General features: G+C 66.2%; 16 protein-coding genes. 9 read left to right on the top strand and 7 right to left on the bottom strand.

All coding sequences use genetic code 11. The features are described from left to right. Positions 1–114 precede the first annotated feature (114 nt). Together UB43_RS02560 and UB43_RS29475 are read left to right on the top strand one after the other, a co-directional pair. Positions 115–738, top strand: a complete 624-nt coding sequence (locus UB43_RS02560; protein ID WP_045208109.1) for a response regulator transcription factor — start codon at positions 115–117, stop codon at positions 736–738. Between the two features lie 341 nt (positions 739–1,079). Further along, positions 1,080–2,276, top strand: a complete 1,197-nt coding sequence (locus tag UB43_RS29475) for a hypothetical protein (RefSeq protein ID WP_156160324.1) — start codon at positions 1,080–1,082, stop codon at positions 2,274–2,276. A 57-nt stretch (positions 2,277–2,333) separates the two neighbouring features. On the opposite strand, the gene xthA is transcribed toward UB43_RS29475, so the two are convergent. After that, a complete protein-coding gene (gene xthA, locus UB43_RS02550) occupies positions 2,334–3,146 on the bottom strand; it encodes an exodeoxyribonuclease III (protein WP_045208108.1) in 813 nt (270 codons plus the stop codon). 129 nt (positions 3,147–3,275) lie between these two features. Here xthA and UB43_RS02545 point away from each other — a divergent pair, with 129 nt between their 5' ends. From UB43_RS02545 to UB43_RS02525, 5 genes are all read left to right on the top strand, one after another. Beyond that, positions 3,276–3,923, top strand: coding sequence for an N-acetyltransferase (locus tag UB43_RS02545; protein ID WP_045208106.1), 648 nt, complete (start codon positions 3,276–3,278; stop codon positions 3,921–3,923). Positions 3,924–4,003: 80 nt separating this feature from the next. Continuing rightward, a complete protein-coding gene (locus UB43_RS02540; protein ID WP_045208104.1) occupies positions 4,004–5,731 on the top strand; it encodes an autotransporter assembly complex family protein in 1,728 nt (575 codons plus the stop codon). Positions 5,732–5,745: 14 nt separating this feature from the next. Further along, entirely contained in the window at positions 5,746–9,411 is a 3,666-nt protein-coding gene (locus UB43_RS02535; RefSeq protein WP_045208103.1) for a translocation/assembly module TamB domain-containing protein, read from the top strand. 135 nt (positions 9,412–9,546) lie between these two features. Then, positions 9,547–12,264 (top strand): magnesium-translocating P-type ATPase, encoded by a 2,718-nt coding sequence (mgtA, locus tag UB43_RS02530; RefSeq protein ID WP_045208101.1) that lies wholly within the window; start codon positions 9,547–9,549, stop codon positions 12,262–12,264. Positions 12,265–12,359: 95 nt separating this feature from the next. After that, positions 12,360–13,166 (top strand): ABC transporter substrate-binding protein, encoded by an 807-nt coding sequence (locus UB43_RS02525; protein WP_045208099.1) that lies wholly within the window; start codon positions 12,360–12,362, stop codon positions 13,164–13,166. A gap of 12 nt (positions 13,167–13,178) precedes the next feature. Here the strand turns inward: UB43_RS02525 and UB43_RS02520 are convergent, their stop codons facing one another. Beyond that, complete coding sequence (locus tag UB43_RS02520; RefSeq protein ID WP_045208097.1) at positions 13,179–13,646, bottom strand: thermonuclease family protein; 468 nt, start codon at positions 13,644–13,646, stop codon at positions 13,179–13,181. Positions 13,647–13,713: 67 nt separating this feature from the next. Further along, positions 13,714–14,706 (bottom strand): aldo/keto reductase, encoded by a 993-nt coding sequence (locus UB43_RS02515; protein WP_045208094.1) that lies wholly within the window; start codon positions 14,704–14,706, stop codon positions 13,714–13,716. 117 nt (positions 14,707–14,823) lie between these two features. On the opposite strand from UB43_RS02515, the gene UB43_RS02510 reads away from it, so the two are divergent. Further along, a complete protein-coding gene (locus UB43_RS02510; protein WP_045208091.1) occupies positions 14,824–15,723 on the top strand; it encodes a LysR family transcriptional regulator in 900 nt (299 codons plus the stop codon). Between the two features lie 139 nt (positions 15,724–15,862). Further along, positions 15,863–16,684 carry an alpha/beta fold hydrolase gene (locus tag UB43_RS02505; RefSeq protein ID WP_045208088.1) on the top strand — a complete coding sequence of 274 codons (822 nt, stop codon included), beginning with the start codon at positions 15,863–15,865 and terminating at the stop codon, positions 16,682–16,684. Between the two features lie 80 nt (positions 16,685–16,764). Here UB43_RS02505 and UB43_RS02500 read toward each other — a convergent pair whose 3' ends face one another. From UB43_RS02500 to UB43_RS02485, 4 genes are all read right to left on the bottom strand, one after another. Further along, positions 16,765–17,118 carry a VOC family protein gene (locus UB43_RS02500; RefSeq protein ID WP_045208086.1) on the bottom strand — a complete coding sequence of 118 codons (354 nt, stop codon included), beginning with the start codon at positions 17,116–17,118 and terminating at the stop codon, positions 16,765–16,767. Positions 17,119–17,157: 39 nt separating this feature from the next. Continuing rightward, complete coding sequence (locus UB43_RS02495) at positions 17,158–17,667, bottom strand: hypothetical protein (RefSeq protein WP_045208084.1); 510 nt, start codon at positions 17,665–17,667, stop codon at positions 17,158–17,160. A gap of 135 nt (positions 17,668–17,802) precedes the next feature. Then, complete coding sequence (locus UB43_RS02490; RefSeq protein WP_156160322.1) at positions 17,803–18,477, bottom strand: methionine ABC transporter permease; 675 nt, start codon at positions 18,475–18,477, stop codon at positions 17,803–17,805. After that, entirely contained in the window at positions 18,440–19,501 is a 1,062-nt protein-coding gene (locus UB43_RS02485; protein WP_045208081.1) for a methionine ABC transporter ATP-binding protein, read from the bottom strand. The genes UB43_RS02490 and UB43_RS02485 overlap by 38 nt, the downstream gene beginning before the upstream one ends. Positions 19,502–19,552: the final 51 nt, after the last annotated feature.

Here is a 19,552-nt window from a genome sequence, read left to right as displayed (position 1 = left end):
ATTTCCGTTGGGGTAGCCGTTCAATGACATTTCTGCGGGAACGACGTCTGCGGTGAATCCTTTAAACACGCCATGTCGCACTCGGCCCCCGGGGCCTTCGCTGCAGGGAGGAACATGGCCCGCATAGTACTCATCGAGCCGTCGCGGCGTGACTTCGTCACGATCCGCCGGTTTCTGTTGGACCAGGGCCATCAGTGTGACGCGCACTTCAAGTATGCGCGTCAGGCCTTGATCGGCCTGGACGCCAGCGACTGCGATCTCCTGGTGGTGACCCTCGAGCTGCCGGACATTCACGGCATGGAGCTGGTCACCATGCTCCGGCGCGACGGTCGGCTCAAGCCCTCCACCCCGGTGCTGGTGTGCTCCAGTCTCGCTTCTCCGCTGAACATTCAACGAGCGATTCGTGTTGGCGTGTCGGGTTTCCTGTTGATGGATGACCGCCCGACGCTGCTCGGTCGGGCCGTCGATGCCGTTCTCGCCGGCGGCAAGGTGTTTCCTGAGCACGAGCGACTGCCGCTGAGTGGAAATATCAGGCTGGAGTCGGCGCTGGCGCTACCTACCCATCTGGTTGCCGTTCTGCACGGCCTGCATCGGGGCCGTTCGGTTGCTTCGCTGGCAGAGGTCCTTGCGTCATCGGGGGCGAGCATCGGCCAGCACAAGCGGCAGTTGATGCGAAAGCTGTCAGCAACGAGCCTGGATGACCTGTTCAGCATCAGCCAGGAAATTGGCCTGCTTTAGGGGATCTGTTCAAACGGGACTTTCGGGAGGTCCTACTCAGGTTTGGAGGGAACCGGGTGCCTTGGATACGAGGCGCTCCAGTCAAGCTGGTCTTGCATAGTTTTCCTTCGTTAACGCAAGAAATTACTGACATTCATCCTGGTCCCGAGTTGTAAGAATTCCTCCTGCAACCTGTCCTGCTCTCCTGCCACCCAGGAAGACGGGGCAGCCCATCGGCTCTTCCCGTTGGCCTTGATGCCCTGGATCCCAAGCGGCATCGCCATTGAACCTGCAGTCTCGTTCGACTTGTCGTACAGCGCGTAGGGGATATCTGGCTGACCACCCTCAGGGTAGGACGTTTCATGACTTCAGATGTAAATCGGCCCGAAGGAGACCTGGAGGCAGGCTTGTCAGCCTTTACTGCCTCCCAGTCATCCGATCAGGCAGTCGCACATTTTTCTCCGGGTACCGACGACGGGCTATACGGCCTCAAGGAACATCGGTTCGCGTCCTCCGAGGGCCTCGCATGCCCCGTGATGTCGGCGGGGTATATCCCGATTCAGGGTGGCTCTTGTTCGCCGGCTGGGCCCTCCGCAGATCCGCAAACCGTCGAGGCCTTCGAAAACCTCGAGCGCGATCTCGCCGAGCTCGCTTCGGCCTGCTCGGGTCTGGATCCCGATGGCTCCAGGCTCATCGAGCCGCTGGAGCTGGCTGCCGGTGTTTCCTCTGCGGGTCTTGAAGTCTGCGAAGCCGAAGCGGGGGCCAGGCTGCTTGATTCGCTGCGACTGGCGGAGCCGCTACAGGATCAGGAGGGCAACAAGGCTCGGGCGGCACCGACTTCGCCTTCCAGCCAGCCTACTTCCCACTCTTTCCACGAGGAACACCCCACCATGAACGCTCAAGCCCAACCCGCCACCACTGAAGCCGCGAATGCCCGAGTGTTCGTGGAATCCACCGTGGCCGTGCGCCACTCTTCGGCCCTTGAAACCGATGGCGTCCTGCACGATGTACAGTCCACGCTCGATTCTCTGGCCGGCATGGCGCACGGCCTGTCGCAGCAGAAGCTGGAAATCGTGAAGATGCGAGAGGCGCTCGAGGAGCGCCGTCTGGCGACGCTTGAGCGCGAGCGCCAGCTGGCTGAGCGGGAAGAGCGCCTGATCCAGCAGGAACAACGTCTGCAGGAAGATAAATACGGTATCGAACGCATCGCCGAGCACAATGCCACCGTTCTCGCCGAGCGCAGCACGGCCTTGCAGGCCCTGGCCGAAACCGTCGATAGCCGTGACCGCGCGACGACCAAGCGCGCCGAGATCCTGGGTCAGGAGCAGCAGAGCATCGACCGTCAGCAGCACCAGCTGCGTGCGCGGGGTCAGGAGCTGGATGATCGCGAGGCCGGCCTGCAGCGCCAGAGCGGCGAGCTGGCGGATCGTTTCAAGCAACTGCTCGACGCCAAGGAGCGCTTTGGCGCCATCGTCAAGGGTTTCAACGAGACCGTGCGCTTCAACACGACCTACAGTGCCATCAGCAAGACGGTTGGAACCGGGACGGAAGAAGCCTGAGTTCTCACCGGAAAACGAAAAAGCCCGGCATTGGCCGGGCTTTTTCGTTCAGGGCGATTACTTCAGTTGCAGCCAGATCGGTGCGTGGTCCGAGGGCTTTTCCATACCGCGGATGTCGTAGTCCACGCCGGTCTCGGCGATGCGGCCGCGCAGGGCCTCGGAGGCGAGGATCACGTCGATGCGCAGCCCGCGCTTGGGAGTGTCCTCGAATCCACGGCTGCGGTAGTCGAACCAGCTGAAGCGGTCGTCCACGCTCGGGTTCTGCAGGCGGAAGCTGTCCACCAGGCCCCAGCCCTTCAGGCGAGCCAGCCATTCGCGCTCTTCCGGCAGGAAGCTGCACTTGCCGGTCTTCAGCCAGCGCTTGCGATTCTCTTCGCCGATGCCGATGTCGCAGTCTTCCGGCGAGATGTTGATATCGCCCATCACCACCAGCGGCTGGTCGGGCTGGAAGCGGGTTTCCAGCAGGTCCTGCAGGTCGGCGTAGAAGCGCTGCTTGGCGGGAAATTTTACTGGATGGTCACGGCTCTCGCCCTGCGGGAAGTAGCCGTTCATCACGGTGATCGGCTGGCCGTCGGCGTCCTTGAAGGTGCCCCAGATGAAGCGGCGCTGGGAGTCCTCGCCGTCGTTGGGGAAACCGCGCTGCAGCTCCAGCGGCTCCTGGCGGGAGAGCAGCGCGACGCCGTAGTGGCCTTTCTGCCCGTGGTAGTGCACGTGGTAGCCGAGGGCTTCGATTTCCTCGCGGGGGAACTGCTCGTCGGCGACCTTGGTTTCCTGCAGGCCGATCACGTCCGGCTGGTGGCGCTCGATGATCGCCTGGAGCTGGTGGGGACGTGCGCGCAAACCGTTGATATTGAAGGAGACGATTTTCATCCTGGGCGCCCTGGCAAAAGCACGATGCTAGCCCAGGTAGGCCGACCCTGGCGACCCCGGCGCGGCGCTGCTAGGGTTTTGTGGCTGGACTCATAACCATAAGAAGAACTCACACGAAGAGGCGTCCGCATGCCTGATACCCTCGCCGAAGTCCGTCTGCTGGACGGCAACTACAGCCGTGAAGTCCGCTCGCTGCTGTACCACGCCTACCGCCACGAACCCACCTTTGCCTACCTGTTCGAGTCCGACCGTGCCGGTTTCGATCAGCGTGTGCGGGCAACCGTCCGCGAGCTGGTCAACCAGCATTTTCTCGAGGAGTTGCCGGCCATCGGCCTGCTGATCGAGGATCGCCTGGTGGGCGTGGCGCTGGTGGTTCCACCGCAACGTCGCCTGGATGTCACCGAAAGCTGGTTCTGGCGCATGCGCATGCTGCTCACCACCGGCCTGGGTTGCACCCGGCGCTACCTGGACTACCACGCCGCCGTGATTGGCTGCCTGCCGCCGGGGCCGTACCACATCCTGCCGCTGATTGGCGTGCACCCGGAGTTCCAGGGCAAGCACCTGGGCGAACAGCTTCTCGATGCGCTGCATGCCTGGTGCGCCGAGGATGGCGGCTCCCAGGGGCTGGTGCTGGATACGGGCAATGCTCGCTACCTGGAGTTCTACCGGCGACACGGTTACGAGGAACTGGGCGAGGTGGCGCTGGGGCCGATCCGCGAGCATGTGCTGTTCCATCCCACCCATGGGCGCGAGGCGGTGAAAGCGTCTGCGGGATAGCCGGCGCTGTGAATCCTCAGACGCTTCCTATGGCTTGAAGGAAGGCAATACGGGGAAAACCCGTGCTAGCATTTCGCGCCATGAGAGTTGTCCAAGGATTGCTTGGGCTGCTGCTGGTACTGGCCTTCTGCATTCAGAGGGCCCTGGCGGCCGAAGCCCATCTCGACGTTCGTGTCACCCCCGCCAACGCTGCGCTCAAGGCCAATATCGAGGCCTATCTGGGCAGCCTTGGCGAGCGTGATCAGGCGGCCCTGCAAAGATTCCGGCGCAATGCCGTGGAGCAGGCGCAGAAGGCCGCCCAGGCTTTGGGCTACTACCAGGCGCGCATCCGTGGCCGGGTGACCGATGACAAGGTGCCCACCCTGCGCATCAACGTCCGCCCCGGCGAGCCCATTCACCTGCGTAACGTCACCGTGCGCGTCGAAGGCCCGGCAGCCCAGCTCAAGAGCTTCCGGGTGCCCGGCGGCGATGCCCTGAAGCCTGGCGCACAACTCAACCACGGCGCCTACGAAGACGCCAAGCGGCTGATCCAGAACCAGGCTTCGCGCTTCGGTTTCTTCCGCGGGCAGTTCACCCAGCAGCAGTTGCGCATCGACCCCGAGGCGGGTGTGGCGGATATCGAACTGGTCTACGCCAGCGGGCCGCGCTACCGGTTGGGCAAGGTCGATTTCGCCGGCGATTTCCCCTTCGACGAGGACCTGCTGCAGCGCATGGTGCCGTTCAAGGAAGGCAGCGACTACGACTCCGAGCAGATCGCCGACCTCAACCAGGCCTTGCAGTCCAGCGGCTACTTCGATGGCGTGCGGGTCGACGCTGCACCGACCAATGCCGATGGCGAAGTGGTGCCGGTGCACGTCCATCTGGAAGCGCGAAAGCCGCGCACCATGGGCCTCGGCCTGGGCTTCTCGACCGATGTCGGGCCGCGTGCACGGGCCACCTGGACCCGCCACTGGGTCAATCCGCAAGGTCACAGCCTGGGCTTCGAGGCGGAGGTTTCCGCGCCCCGGCAGAACGTCGGCGCCTGGTACGAGATCCCGCTGGACCCGCCGCTCACCGACAAGCTGCGCTTCACCAGCGGCTATCAGTACGAGGACCTGGTAGACACCGAGAGCAAGCTGCTGACCCTCGGCGGCGAGTGGCACCACAAGCTCGACAGCGGCTGGCAGCGGGTGGTCTCGCTGAACTGGCAGCGCGAGGAGTACAAGCTGGGCGACGACTCAGGCCTGAGCAGCTTCCTGATGCCGGGGATCGGCTACTCGATTCTCGAAGCCGACAACAAGATCGACCCCGGCAAGGGCTACCGCCTGCAGTTCGAAGTGAAGGGCGCCAAGGAAGGGTTGCTGGCGGACGCCGACGTCGCCCACATCAACGCCATGGCCAAGGGCGTGACCAGTTTCTGGGGAGGGCAGCGGTTGCTCGGACGCATCCAGGTCGGCGGCATCGCCACCAACGACTACAGCGCTATCCCGCCGTCGCTGCGCTTCTTCGCCGGCGGTGACCAGAGCGTGCGTGGCTACGACTACCAGACGCTGTCGCCGAAGAACTCCGACGGCGACCGCATCGGTGGCCGCTACATGGTCGCCGGCAGCGTCGAATACCAGTATCCGATAGCCGAGCGCTGGCGCATCGCGGCCTTCGTCGACCAGGGCAACTCGTTCAACTCGCTGGACTTCCCCTCGATCAAGACCGGCGTCGGCATCGGCATCCGCTGGATTTCCCCGGTCGGCCCGCTGCGCCTGGACCTCGCCGACGGCCTGGACGAGGACGGCGGCATTCGCCTGCACTTCTCCATGGGGCCTGAACTATGAGTCGCGCGGGCTGGATGCGCGCGCTGCGCTGGGGCCTGGGCGGCCTGCTCGGGCTGATCCTGCTGCTGGTGATCGCTGTCGCGGCATTGACCGGCACGCCCGCGGGCAGCCGGGCGGTGCTGAGCTGGGTGCCGGGCCTGAGCGTCGATGAATTCGATGGCCGCCTTGCCGGTGGCTTCAGCGCCAAACGCCTTGAATGGACCGACGGTGCCACTCACCTGGTACTGGACCAGCCACAGATCGACTGGTCGCCCGCCTGCCTGCTGCGCATGACCCTGTGCCTGCACAAGGTCGCGGCCAACGAAGTACTGCTGACCCTGCCGCCGAGCGAGCCGAGCGAATCGTCCGGCCCCATCGAACTGCCCGACCTGAACCTGCCGCTGTCGCTGGAACTGGGTGACATCCGCATCGGCCGCTTCCTGCTCGATGGCCAGGAACAGCTGCGCGATGCCGAGTTGGCGGCGCACTGGGACCGTGAAGGCCTGCACATCGACTCGGTGAAGCTCGCCCGCGACGGCCTGAGCCTCTCGCTCAAGGGCCTGCTGAAGCCGACCCAGGGCTGGCCGCTGGAGGCTGAAGGTACGCTTGGTCTGCCCGCGCCGGGTGAAAAGCCCTGGACCCTGCAACTGCAGGCCAAGGGCGAACTGATGGGCCATCTCAAAGTGCAGGCGCAGAGCAGTGGCTACCTCAACGGCAAGCTGGACGGCGACCTGCAGCCGCTGGCGGAGAACCTGCCGGCCACTGCGCTGGTGACTGCCGACGGCTTCAAGGCTGACGCCTCATTGCCCGACACCCTGACGCTGAACCAGCTGCGCCTGAATGCCAGTGGCAACCTCAAGGATGGCTATCAACTGGCCGGCGCTGCCGTGCTGCCTGCTGAGGAAAGCCCGGTGGTACTGACTCTGCGCGGCCGTGTCGACGCTCAGGGCGCGGACATCGCCGCGCTCGACCTGAGTGCCGCCAAGGACCAGCGCGTGGCGCTGACCGGCCGGCTCGACTGGAAGGATGCCTTCGCCGCCAACGCCCAGCTCGACTGGCTGGACTTCCCCTGGCGCCGCCTGTATCCGGCCATCGACGAGCCGCCGGTGAGCGTGCACACGTTCAAGGCCGAAGTGAGCTACAGCGACGGCGCCTACCTGGGCAACTTCGACGGCGCCTTCAAGGGGCCGGCGGGTGATTTCACCCTGGCCAGCCCGGTCTCGGGCAATCTCGCGGAAGTCTTCCTGCCGTCGCTGAAACTGGTGGCGGGGCAGGGCAAGGTCGAAGGACACCTGAAGGTCGGCTTCGCCGATGCAGTGACCTGGGATGCCGCCCTCGATCTGTCCGACCTCGACCCGGCCTACTGGCTCGAGGAGATGCCCGGCCGCCTCGGCGGGCCACTGCGCAGCAAGGGCTCGCTCAAGGGTGAGGCGCTGAGCCTCGATGCCAACCTCGACCTGCAGGGGCGCCTGCGCGGCCAGCCAGCCATTTTCAAGGCAAATGCCGCGGCGGCGGGGCAGGCGTGGAAGGTCGATGGACTGACGCTGCAACTGGGCGACAACCGCATCAGCGGGCAAGCCGCGCTGGACCAGCGGCTCTCCGGTCGGCTCGACATCGCCCTGAATCGTCTCGGCCAGCTGTGGCCGCAGCTGTTCGGCCAGATTGGCGGCCGCCTTGATCTGGCCGGAACCTTGCAGGCGCCGCAAGGGCAACTCAAGCTTGACGGCCAGCGCGTCGCCTACGCCGACCAGGGCCTGCGCACGCTGGACCTGACCGCCTCCCTGGATGCTGCCCAGCGTGGCCGGGTCAACCTGACGGCCCAGGGGCTGCGCAGTGGCGACACGGATTTTGGCGTGCTCAAGCTGGACGGCAGCGGCGACCTCAAGCGTCAGCAGCTTGCCCTGAACCTGCAAGGCAAGCCGGTGGTGCTCGACCTCGGCCTGGACGGCGACTGGAACGGCAAGGACTGGCGCGGGCGCCTCGCGAAAGGCGATATACAGAGCGGCGGACAGGACTGGCGTTTGCAGCAGCCGGCGCGCCTGGAGCGCCTGGCGGACGGGCGCATCAACCTCGGCGCTCATTGCTGGGCTTCCGGCCCCGCCAGCCTGTGCATGGAAGACCAGCGGCTGATGCCCGACCCGCGCCTGCGCCTGCACCTGCGCGAGTTCCCGCTGGACAGCCTGGCGCGCTGGCTGCCCGAGGACTTCGCCTGGAAGGGCAAGCTCGATGGCGATGTGCAGCTCGACCTGCCCGCCAGCGGCCCCTCTGGTTCCATCCTGATCAATGCCAACAATGGCACGCTGCGGATCAAGGAGCAGGAGGAGTGGGTTGACTTCCCCTACCAGCGCCTGCAACTGGAGAGCCGCCTGACGCCCCGGCGCATCGACACCAGCCTGCAGTTCCAGGGTGACAAGCTCGGCAGCCTGCAGGCCCAGGTCCAGCTCGACCCGCGGCCGAAAGCCAAGCCGGTGAACGGTACCTTCAGCCTCAATGGCCTGGATATTTCCGTGGCGCGGCCCTTTGCGCCCATGGTGGAAACCCTGAAGGGCCACCTCAACGGCAGCGGGCAGTTTTCCGGTGGCCTGCTGGCGCCACGGGTGGATGGCGAGCTGCGCCTGAACGATGGCGAAATCTCCGGCGGCGACCTGCCGACCCGTTTCGAGCAGTTGCAGGTGACCGCGCGTATTGCCGGCGAGCAGGTCGATCTGAGTGGCGACTGGAAGGCCGGAAAGAACGGCAATGGCAGCCTGTCCGGCCGCATCGCCTGGGCCAGCGGCCTGGATGTCGACGTGAAGTTGCGCGGCAACCGTCTGCCGGTGACCGTGGAGCCCTACGCCAACCTGGAAGTCGAGCCGGATCTCAGCGTGCAGATGGCGGGTGAGAAGCTCGCGGTTTCCGGTTCGGTGCAGGTGCCGCGCGGCGCCATCACCATCCGCCAGTTGCCGCCGTCCACGGTCAAGGTCTCCGATGACAGCGTGATCGTCGGCGAGAAGCAGGAGCCGAAAAGCACCCTGGCGCTGAACATGGACATCGACGTCAAGGTCGGCAGCGACAAGCTGACCTTCAGTGGTTTCGGCCTGAATGCCGAGCTGGCCGGACAGGTGCACATCGGCGACAACATGGATACCCGTGGCGAGCTGCGCCTGAACAACGGCCGCTACCGCGCCTACGGCCAGAAGCTGACCATCCGCCGCGCTCGCCTGCTGTTCGCCGGGCCCATCGACCAGCCGTTCCTCGATGTCGAGGCGATCCGCAAGGTCGACGACGTGGTGGCTGGCCTGCGCCTGACCGGAAACGCCGAGCAGCCTCGCAGCGAAGTGTTCTCCGAGCCCGCCATGAGCCAGCAGCAGGCGCTCTCCTACCTGGTGCTGGGCCGGCCGATGTCCAGCGGCGAGGACAGCAATATGCTCGGTGAAGCCGCCCTGGCGCTCGGGCTCGCGGGCAGCGCACCGCTGACCGGGGAAGTGGCGCAGAGGCTGGGTATCCAGGACTTCCAGCTGGACACCGAGGGAACCGGCAACAGCACCAGCGTGGTTGCCAGCGGCCAGCTCTCCGACCGCCTGAGCCTGCGCTATGGCGTGGGTGTGTTCGAGCCGGCCAACACCATCGCGCTGCGCTACCTGCTCAGCAAGAAGGTCTACCTGGAGGCTGCCAGCGGGCTGGCCAGCTCGCTGGACATCTTCTACAAGCGCGATTTCTGAGTGCGATCGGCAGCGGTGATTCACGCTGCCGATTCGCCTGCCCTTGGCTCTCTGCCAGCCTTCATGGCCCCTTAAGGTAGCCGGCACAGACTGCCCCCGCCGCCGGACGATGTGGCGCACAAGGGGAGAGTCATCATGCGCCTGGACCTTATCAGGACCCACCTGCTCGAATTCATCAACAAGGGCTTCCCGGCCCGGCAACTGCGCCGGCTGGCCGCACGCGACCTGCTGCGCGGCGCTGGCGCCGGACGGCAGGCGCCCAATGCCCTGACGGCGGCCTTGCTGGAGTGGTCCGCACTGGAGCCGGCCTCGGTACTGGAGCGCCTGGAAAGCCGGCGCGAGGGCCTGAGCGAGAGCGAGGCGCAGGAGCGCCGCCTGCGCGGCGGACTCAACGAAGTGGACCAGGACCGGCCCATCGGCGCCTGGATGCACCTCTGGTACTGCTACTGCAACCCCTTCAACCTGCTGCTCACCGTGCTGGCGACCATTTCCTGGTTCACCGAGGACGTCGAGGCTGCGGTGGTGATCGGCAGCATGGTGGGCATTTCCACGCTGCTGCGCTTCATCCAGGAGAAGCGTTCCAACCGCGCCGCCGAGAAGCTCAAGGCGATGGTCAGCAACACCGCGACCGTGTTCCGCAGTGCCGAGGATGACGGTCCGGTGCTGCGGGTGGAAGTGCCGATCCGCGACCTGGTACCCGGCGATGTACTGTGGCTTTCGGCGGGTGACATGGTGCCGGCGGACGTGCGTCTGCTCAGCGCCAAGGACCTTTTCCTCGGCCAGGCGGCACTGACCGGCGAATCCCTGCCGGTGGAGAAGTTCGCCCAGCTGCGCGACGCCCGCCAGGGCAACCCGCTGGAGCGCGACAGCCTGTGCTTCATGGGCACCACCGTGGTCAGTGGCTCCGCCCTGGCGGTGGTGATCGGCACTGGTACGCGCACCTATTTCGGCTCCCTCGCCGAGCGGGTGATCGCCAGCGATCCCACGCCGACGGCCTTCCAGACCGGCGTCAACCGGGTCAGCTGGCTGCTGATCCGCTTCATGCTGGTGATGGCGCCGGTGGTCCTGCTGATCAACGGCTTTACCAAGGGTGACTGGCTGGAGGCCGCGCTGTTCGCGCTGTCCATCGCGGTCGGGCTGACCCCGGAAATGCTCCCGATGATCGTTACCTCGACCCTGGCCAAGGGCGCGGTGGTGCTCAGCCGGCGCAAGGTGATCGTCAAGCGCCTGGACGCCATCCAGAACTTCGGCGCCATGGACATCCTCTGCACCGACAAGACCGGCACGCTGACCCAGGACCGCATCGTCCTCGAGCGCCACACCGACGCCTTCGGTCAAGTGCAGGACCGCGTGCTGCAACTGGCCTTCCTCAACAGCCATTACCAGACCGGGCTGAAGAACCTGCTGGATGTCGCCGTACTCGAACATGTCGAGCTGCGCCATGCGCTGAAGGTGGACAGCCGCTTCCGCAAGCTCGACGAGATTCCCTTCGATTTCGCCCGCCGACGCATGTCGGTGGTGGTCAGCGAGCGCGAGGACAACCACCTGCTGATCTGCAAGGGCGCGCTGGAGGAAGTGCTGTCGGTCTGCGCCACGGTGGAAACCGACGATGGCGTCGAGCCGCTCACCGGGGCGCGCCTGGAAAACATCCGCGCGGTGGCCGACGGGCTCAACCAGGAAGGCCTGCGGGTGGTCGCCGTGGCCACCCGCGAGCTGCCGCCCACCCGCGATACCTATGGCGTGGCCGACGAGAGCGAGTTGTGCCTGGCCGGCTACATCGCCTTCCTCGACCCGCCCAAGGAAACCACCGCCCCGGCGCTGCGCGCGCTGGCGCGGAACGGCGTGGCGGTGAAGGTGCTGACCGGCGACAACGACCGGGTGAGCCTGAAGGTCTGCCGTGATGTGGGGCTGGTCGTCGAGGGTGTGCTGCTCGGCCCGCAACTGGACGAACTGGAGGATACCGCGCTGGGCGAGCTGGCCGAGCGCACCACGCTGTTCGCCAAGCTCACTCCCAGCCACAAGGAGCGCCTGGTGCGCGTGCTGCGCGAGCGCGGCCACGTGGTCGGCTTCCTCGGCGACGGCATCAACGATGCCCCGGCGCTGCGTACGGCGGACATCGGCATCTCGGTTGATTCGGCGGTGGACATCGCCAAGGAAGCCGCCGACCTGATCCTCCTGGAGAAGAGCCTGATGGTCCTGGAGGAGGGCGTGATCGAAGGGCGCCGCACCTTCGCCAACATGCTCAAGTACATCCGCATGACGGCCAGCTCCAACTTCGGCAACGTGTTCAGCGTGCTGGTGGCCAGCGCCTTCATTCCCTTCCTGCCGATGCTGCCGCTGCAACTGCTGGTGCAGAACCTGCTCTACGACCTGTCGCAGATCGCCATTCCCTTCGACCACGTCGACGACGAACTGCTGCGCAAGCCGCAGCAGTGGAACCCGGACGGGCTGGGGCGCTTCATGGTGTTCTTCGGGCCGATCAGCTCGATCTTCGACATCGCCACCTTCCTCGTGCTCTGGCACGTGTTCGGTGCGAGTTCACCGGCGCACCAGACGCTGTTCCAGTCCGGCTGGTTCGTCGAGGGGCTGATCTCGCAACTGCTGGTGGTGCACATGATCCGCACCCGACGCATTCCGTTCCTGCAGAGTCGCGCCGCCTGGCCGCTGCTGGGCATGACCCTGGTGATCGTCGCGGTGGCGATCTTCCTGCCCATGGGGCCGCTGGCGCATTCCTTCCGCATGCAGGCACTGCCGCTGGGCTACTGGCCGTGGCTGGTGGCGATCCTGCTGGGCTACATGGCGCTGACCCAGGCCGTGAAGGGCTGGTTCGCCCGGCGCTACGGCTGGCAGTGAGCGAAACGGAACCAACGTGCGAACCCGATCACCTCTGGTCACGCAGGCATCGGGTTCAATACACTCAGGCCATCCGTCTTCTCCTGCTGTGAGTCGTGATCTTGCCGTCGCAAGCCCATCGCCTGCCGTTGTTCCCGCGTGCGCGCCTGAAGCGCCTGGCCCTGTTGGGCCTGGCGCTGGCCAGTGTGCCGCTGGCCGCCTGCGAGAAGACCCTGCGCTGGGATGACGACCCGCCCTTCAGCATGCAATTGCCCGACGGCAGCGTCGGTGGCCTGTACGTCGATTTGAACCGTGAAGTGCTGGAGCACCTGGGTTGCCAGGTGCGGATGGTCAAGCTGCCCTGGGCGCGGGCGCTCAAGGAGCTCGAACTCGGTCGCCTCGACGTGCTGCCCGGCGCCTTCCGCAAGCCCGAGCGCGAGGCTTACGCGTGGTTCTCCGGTGCGGTATTGCCGCCGTCGCGCAACATCCTCTTCGTCCGACGCGGCTTGCCCCAGCGCGACAGCCTGCAGCAGCTGTCCGACCTGGCCGGCAGCGACTTCCGTCTCGGCGCACAGATCGATGTGTCCTACGGCGAACCCTTCCGCCAACTGATGGCCGACCCGGACTACGCCGCGCGGGTGTTCTTCAACCCCAGCCGCAGCAACCTCTGGCACATGGTCGACAAGGGGCGCATCGACGGCATCATCGCCGACGAGCACAGCGGCCAGTATGAGCTGCAGCAGTTGGGCCTGGCCAAGCGCATCGAGCCCACGGGCGTGGTGGTATCGGCAGAGTCGGCGGAAGTCGCCTTCAGTAAGCGCACCCAGGACGAGGAGTTCGTCCGTCGCTACGCGCAGACGCTGAAGAAGCTGGTCGAAGATGGCGAGGACCGCCGCATCCTGCAGCACTACGTGAGCAACTGAGCACCAGCGGGGTCATGGCTTGCGCCAGAGGTTGGTGCGACGCGCCCTGGCCTCGTGTTCCTCGAACTGGTACTGGCCGACTTCCTCGGGTGTCTGCGCGTCGCTCTGCCGCCAGCGCGCGAGCCCGATGCTCAGTTGTGCACGACCGATATCCAGTGTGTGACCGCAGTTCGGGCATTCCGCCGGGGTGACCCAGACCGCCGCACGCAGGCTGCCATCGGGTAGCTGCTCGGCGTGCTTGAGGGTGGCGCTCTTGCCCAGGGCGAGTTGCACCAGGGCCGCGCGCGAGCGCTGGCCGAAGGGTTGCTCCAGTTCCGGAGCGGTCACACCGCGCAGGTGGATGGTGGTGTCGCCACCGTCCGCGCGCTGGCAGGTCAACTGGTCGCCGCTGAACACGGCCGTCACCTGGCACTCCTCATCCGCGTGGGCGGCGAGGGGAAGGAAGGATAGTACGAGCAGTGCGGCGGGAACGAATCGCATGGAGCCTCCGGTGGACCCCGTCAGCATAACCGCTGCGAGCGCCCACCGGAGCCCCGCTGCAGAGCTTTTACTGGATCAGCGCCATCACCTGTTCGCTGTAGCGCCCGCCAGCGGCGGCGCCGGCCGGGAAGATCGCGTCCAGTTCGAGCAGTTCTGCCTGGGTCAGCGCCAGGTCCACGGCGGCGACGTTCTCCTCCAGGTACTTGCGCTGCTTGGTGCCGGGGATCGGCACCAGGTGCTCGCCCCGGGCCAGCACCCAGGCCAGCGCCAGTTGCGAGGGTTTCACGCCCCGAGCGGCGGCCAGCTCGGCGACCTTGTCCACCAGTTGCAGGTTCTTTGCGAAGTTCTCGCCGGTGAAGCGCGGGCTGGAGCGGCGGTAATCATCCTCGGCGAAATCATCCGGGCTCTTCAGCGCGCCGGTGAGGAAGCCACGGCCCAGCGGGCTGTTGGGCACGAAGCCGACTCCCAGGCGTGCACAGGCGGCCAGCACGCCGTTCTCCTCCGGGTCGCGGGTCCACAGCGAGTACTCGCTCTGCAGCGCGGTGATCGGGTGGACCTTGTGCGCACGCTCCAGCGTCTGCGCCGAGGCTTCGCTCAGGCCGAGATAGCGCACCTTGCCGGCCTTCACCAGCTCGGCCATGGCGCCGACGGTTTCCTCGATCGGCACCTTGGGGTCGACGCGATGCTGGTAGTAGAGGTCGATATGGTCGGTACCCAGGCGCTTCAGGCTGCCTTCCACCGCCTGGCGGATGTACTCCGGGCTGCCGTTGGCGCCGCGCACCTGCGGCTGCTCCGGGGTGCGCACGATGCCGAACTTGGTGGCGAGGAAGACCTGCTCGCGCTTGCCCTTCAGGGCGCGGCCGAGCAGTTCCTCGTTGGTGTGCGGGCCGTAGATATCGGCGGTGTCGAGCAGGGTGACGCCCAGCTCCAGCGCGTGGTGCAGGGTGGCGATGGATTCGGCTTCATCGCTGCCGGTGGTGTAGAAGTCGGACATGCCCATGCAGCCGAGGCCGATGGCGGAGACGACGGGGCCTTGCGAGCCCAGGCGACGGGTCTTCATGCGGGGATTCTCCGGGGTTGGGAAAGGGGCAGGACCATTCTTGTTGTTTGCCAGGCATGGATAAACCGGCAGATTGCGGTTTAACTATTCGGTTTGGATGAATAATCGGAGTGCGCCATGGACCGCTTGCAGGCCATGCAGGTCTACACCCGCATCGTCGAACTCAAGGCCTTCGGCAAGGCGGCGGACAGCCTGCAGATGCCGCGCGCCAGCGTGACCCAGCTGATCCAGCAACTGGAGACGCACCTGGGCGTGCAACTGCTGCGCCGCACCACGCGACAGGTCAGCGTCACGGCTGACGGCCTGGCCTACTACGAGCGCTGCGTGCGCCTGCTGGAGGACCTGGAGGAGGCGGAGAACTGTTTCTCCGACTCCCCCGATAACCCACGCGGCAAGCTGCGTATCGACCTGCCCAGCTCGCTGGGGCGGTTGGTGGTGATCCCGGCGCTGCCGGAATTCTGCCGGCGCTACCCGCAGATCGAGCTGGAACTGAGCCTGAATGATCGCCAGGTGGACCTGGTACGCGAAGGCGTCGACTGCGTGCTGCGCGCAGGCGAGCTGCCGGATTCCAGCCTGGTCGGCCGGCGCATCGCCGAGCTGGAGCAACTGACCTGCGTGAGCCGCGCCTACGTGCAGGAGTTCGGCCTGCCCGAGCATCCGGATCGGCTCGAAGGACATCTCGCGGTGAATTACCAGTCGGCCTCCAGCGGGCGCATCTTCGACCTGGAGTTCCGCTTCGACGGCCAGTTGCGCACCCAGCGGCTGCCCAGCCGGATCGCGGTGAACAATGCCGACGCCTATATCGCCGCCTGCCGCGCCGGCTTCGGCATGATCCAGGCGCCGCGTTACCACCTGCGCGAGGGCTTGGCCAGTGGTGAGCTGGTGGAGGTGCTGCGCGCCTGGCAGCCGCCGCCGCTGCCGGTCAGCGTGCTGCACCCGGTGCGCCGGCAGATGTCGCGGCGCCTGCGGGTGTTCTCCGACTGGCTCGGCGGTTTGTTTGCGACCGGCATCGGCTGAGTTGTCGCTTGTCGGAAAGCCGCCGGGCGCGGGTGCCGGCCGCACTGCACTGGCTATGCTCAAGGCCGCCGTAGAGCGGTCCGAAGTCGCTGAAGTTGCGGCGTTTCTTTTCAACCACTCCCTGAAGGAAACGACCTAAATGAGCTTCGTCAAAGCGAAAGATGGCACTGAGATCTTCTACAAGGACTGGGGCAGCGGGCAGCCGGTGGTGTTCTCCCACGGCTGGCCGCTGAATGCCGACGCCTGGGACGCGCAGATGTTGTTCCTGGTGCAGAAGGGTTACCGGGTCATCGCCCACGACCGGCGCGGCCACGGCCGTTCGGGCCAGCCGGCCAACGGCAACGACATGGACACCTATGCCGACGACCTGGCGGCGGTGATCGACGCGCTGGACCTCAAGTCCGCCACGCTGGTGGGCCACTCCACCGGCGGTGGCGAGGTGACGCGCTACATCGGCCGCCATGGCACCAGGCGCCTCTCCGCTGCGGTGCTGATCGGCGCGGTGCCGCCGCTGATGCTCAAGACGGCCGCCAACCCCGGCGGCCTGCCGATCGACGTGTTCGACGGCATCCGCAAGGGCGTGAAGGAAGACCGTTCGCAGTTCTTCAAGGACCTGGCCGTGCCGTTCTACGGCTACAACCGGCCGGGCGCGAAGCAGTCCCAGGGGGTGATCGACAACTTCTGGCTGCAGGGCATGACCGGCGGGCACCTCGGGCAGTACCTGTGCATCCACGAGTTCTCCGAGGTGGACTACACCGAGGATCTGAAGAAGATCGATGTGCCGGTGCTGGTCCTCCACGGCGACGACGACCAGATCGTGCCCATCGGCGCTGCTGGCCAGCGTTCGGTGGAGCTCGTCCAGCGCGGAGCGCTGAAGGTCTACAAGGGGGGCGCCCATGGCATGTGCACCACCATGGCCGACCAGGTGAACGAGGACCTGCTGGGCTTCCTCAATCGCTGAAATCATTCGCGAGCAAGCTCGCTCCTACCGGTGCCAGGGTGCTCTTCCTGTAGGAGCGAGCCTGCTCGCGAACCCTCTCTTCAATGGACGTGCTGGAGCACGTTCACCAGCGTCCCCAACGGATCACGCACGAAGAAACGCCGCACGCCCCAGGGCTCGAGGGTCAGCGCATAGGCAATCTCGTGGCCTGCGGCCAGGGCGCGCTCATGCACCTCATCGAGATTGTCCACCTCGATGGACAGGTCCGGCACCGGCGCACTGGAGCCGCCTTCGCTGGCCAGGCTCAATTGCGCGAGCGCACTGTTGCCGCTGGCGAGAGTGATCAGCCAGCCGTGGTCCATCACCACGTCCAGGTCGAACAGCTCGCGGTAGAAACGCGCGACGTCGGCAGGCTTGCCGGTGGCGAGGTTGGCGACGATGCGGCGGACGGTCATGGCGGCGCTCCGGAAGGATGACGCCGCCAGCATAGACCCTCAGTGCGCCGGGCGCGCCGGCGGCATGCGGCGGCGGTGGATGCGGTAGAACTGGTAGAGCACGCCGATGAAGAACAGCAGTAGAGCGATCATCACGGCGGTCTGCACCGGCGGCGAGTCCGGGCCGTGGCCTATGGGGTTGGATGGCGGCAGGCGCGACAGGGATTCGTTGAGCGTGGGGATCATCATCAGGAAGAAGCTGAAGCTCATCGCTGCCGTTTCCAGGTACTCGCCCAGGCCGCCCAGCGCCCTGATCCGTTGCGCATAGCTGCCCACCGCAATGGCAATCAGGCAGAGGATGCCGATGGCGTGGCCGGCATTGAAACCGCCCGTGCTGGAGAGCCCGAACGCGGTGAGCACCCCGAGGATCATGCCGTACACATACCAGCGCCCGACCGGACTGCGCGGGTCGATGCGCCCGGCCTGGTAGAACGCCCACAGCCCGGCGACCAGCGGCACCAGGCTGATGGCGGTATGCATGATACCCAGGGTGGAAAGGGGGTTGGCCATGACGAACGCCTCCGCAATGAGCACAGGGACGCCACGCATCCACGAACTGTGCCTGGGCACGGAGGGGCGGGTGTGTTGTCAGGTTAGACGCAACCCGCGTGGGAGCAGGGGTGTGGCGGAATCAGCCGACGAACGTCACAGGCGCTTGTTGAGCCAGCGCGCCAGGCGGTCGCCGCCGAACTGGATCAGCGTCACCAGCGCCACCAGCAGGATGATCACGGTGAGCATCACCTGGGTGTCGAAGCGCTGGTAGCCATAGCGATAGGCGAGGTCGCCGAGGCCGCCGGCACCGATGGCGCCGGCCATGGCCGAGGAGTTGATCATGGTCACCAGGGTGATGGTGAAGCCGGCGACTATGCCCGGTCGCGCCTCGGGCAGCAGCACGTTCCAGATGATGTGCCGGGGCTGGCAGCCCATGGCCTGCGCCGCCTCGATCAGGCCATGGTCGACCTCGCGCAGGCTGACCTCGGCGATGCGCGCAAAGAACGGCGTGGCGGCGATGGTCAGCGGCACCACCGCTGCCCAAACGCCATAGCTGGTGCCGACGATCAGCCGGGTGAAGGGAATCAGCGCGACCATCAGGATCAGGAACGGGATCGAGCGCAGCACGTTGACCACGCTGCCCAGGCCCTGGTTGAGCAGGCGCGCCTGGAAGATCCCGCCGGGGCCGGTGGTGACCAGCACCAGGGCCAGCGGGATGCCCACCAGCAGGACGATGGCCGAGGACGCGCCGATCATCAGCAGGGTGTCGAGCAGGCCTTGCAGCAGGCGATCAGGCATGGGTGAGCACCTCCAGGCGATCGGCGACATCGCGGGCACGTTCGAGCAATTGCGGGGCGCTGGCGGCAGGCGCGGCGACGCTCAGCAAAAGCCGGCCGAGGGCGCGGCCCTGGATGCGCTCGATGCCGCCGTGCAGCAGGCTGATGCGGCCGCCCAGGGCCTGGGCGATGGCCAGCAGGTCGGGTTCCTGTTCGCGCGCGCCGGTGTAGTGCAGGTCGAGGATGACTTCGTTGTCCGAAGGATGCTCCAGTCGCGTCAGCAGGTCCGGCGGCAGGTGCTGCTGCAGCGAGCCGAGCAGGGTGCGGCTGACTTCGTGCTGCGGGTTGCCGAAGACTTCCCAGACGTCGCCCTGCTCGACGATGCGCCCGCGCTCGAGCACCACCACCCGGTCGCAGATTTCGCGGATCACCGCCATCTCGTGGGTGATCAGCACGATGGTCAGGCCGAGGCGGCGGTTGATGTCGCGCAGCAGCGCGAGGATGGCCTGGGTGCTCTCCGGGTCCAGCGCCGAGGTGGCCTCGTCGCAGAGCAGGATTTCCGGCTGGTGCACCAGCGCGCGGGCGATGCCGACGCGCTGTTTCTGGCCGCCGGAGAGTTGCGCCGGGTAGGCGTGGCGCTTGTCTTGCAGTCCCACGAGCTGCAGCAGTTCGTCCACCCGCTCGGCGATGCGCGCCTTCGGCACACCGGCCACGCGCAGGGGCAGGGCGATGTTCTGCGCCACCGTCTTGGCCGACATCAGGTTGAAGTGCTGGAAGATCATGCCGACGCGGCGGCGCAGTCCGACCAGTTGCCGAGAGTCGAAAGTGCCGATGTCCTCGCCGTCGATCAGCACCTGGCCGACGCTGGGATTTTCCAGGCGGTTGAGGGTGCGGATCAGCGAGCTCTTGCCGGCGCCGCTGCGGCCGATGATGCCGAACACTTCGCCACGGCGGACGGAGAGTTCGATATCGCTGAGCGCCTCCACCGGGCCATGGTGGCCGGCATAGGTCTTGCCCAGCCCGCGCAGGGCGATGTGCTGGGTGGCGAGTTCGAGGTTGCGGTTGAAGCTGACCATGGTGGGGGCCTGTACTTATAGTCTGGGTGCACCCTTGTAGGAGCGGGCCAT

Origin of the sequence: Pseudomonas sp. 21 (assembly GCF_000955805.1) — a bacterium.
In the GTDB taxonomy this organism is placed as follows: Bacteria; Pseudomonadota; Gammaproteobacteria; order Pseudomonadales; family Pseudomonadaceae; genus Pseudomonas.
Note: the sequence above shows the minus strand (reverse complement) of the source record. Positions and strands in the feature narration are given on the sequence as shown.

Bases quoted from the DNA above. Each gene is read 5' to 3' on its own strand.
- UB43_RS29475 (WP_156160324.1), top strand. From the start codon at position 1,080: ATGACTTCAGATGTAAATCGGCCCGAAGGAGACCTGGAGGCAGGCTTG.
- mgtA (WP_045208101.1), top strand. From the start codon at position 9,547: ATGCGCCTGGACCTTATCAGGACCCACCTGCTCGAATTCATCAACAAG.
- xthA (WP_045208108.1), bottom strand. From the start codon at position 3,146: ATGAAAATCGTCTCCTTCAATATCAACGGTTTGCGCGCACGTCCCCAC.
- UB43_RS02560 (WP_045208109.1), top strand. From the start codon at position 115: ATGGCCCGCATAGTACTCATCGAGCCGTCGCGGCGTGACTTCGTCACG.
- UB43_RS02505 (WP_045208088.1), top strand. From the start codon at position 15,863: ATGAGCTTCGTCAAAGCGAAAGATGGCACTGAGATCTTCTACAAGGAC.
- UB43_RS02515 (WP_045208094.1), bottom strand. From the start codon at position 14,706: ATGAAGACCCGTCGCCTGGGCTCGCAAGGCCCCGTCGTCTCCGCCATC.
- UB43_RS02495 (WP_045208084.1), bottom strand. From the start codon at position 17,667: ATGGCCAACCCCCTTTCCACCCTGGGTATCATGCATACCGCCATCAGC.
- UB43_RS02510 (WP_045208091.1), top strand. From the start codon at position 14,824: ATGGACCGCTTGCAGGCCATGCAGGTCTACACCCGCATCGTCGAACTC.
- UB43_RS02545 (WP_045208106.1), top strand. From the start codon at position 3,276: ATGCCTGATACCCTCGCCGAAGTCCGTCTGCTGGACGGCAACTACAGC.
- UB43_RS02490 (WP_156160322.1), bottom strand. From the start codon at position 18,477: ATGTCGCCGATCGCCTGGAGGTGCTCACCCATGCCTGATCGCCTGCTG.
- UB43_RS02500 (WP_045208086.1), bottom strand. From the start codon at position 17,118: ATGACCGTCCGCCGCATCGTCGCCAACCTCGCCACCGGCAAGCCTGCC.
- UB43_RS02535 (WP_045208103.1), top strand. From the start codon at position 5,746: ATGCGCGCGCTGCGCTGGGGCCTGGGCGGCCTGCTCGGGCTGATCCTG.
- UB43_RS02540 (WP_045208104.1), top strand. From the start codon at position 4,004: ATGAGAGTTGTCCAAGGATTGCTTGGGCTGCTGCTGGTACTGGCCTTC.
- UB43_RS02520 (WP_045208097.1), bottom strand. From the start codon at position 13,646: ATGCGATTCGTTCCCGCCGCACTGCTCGTACTATCCTTCCTTCCCCTC.
- UB43_RS02485 (WP_045208081.1), bottom strand. From the start codon at position 19,501: ATGGTCAGCTTCAACCGCAACCTCGAACTCGCCACCCAGCACATCGCC.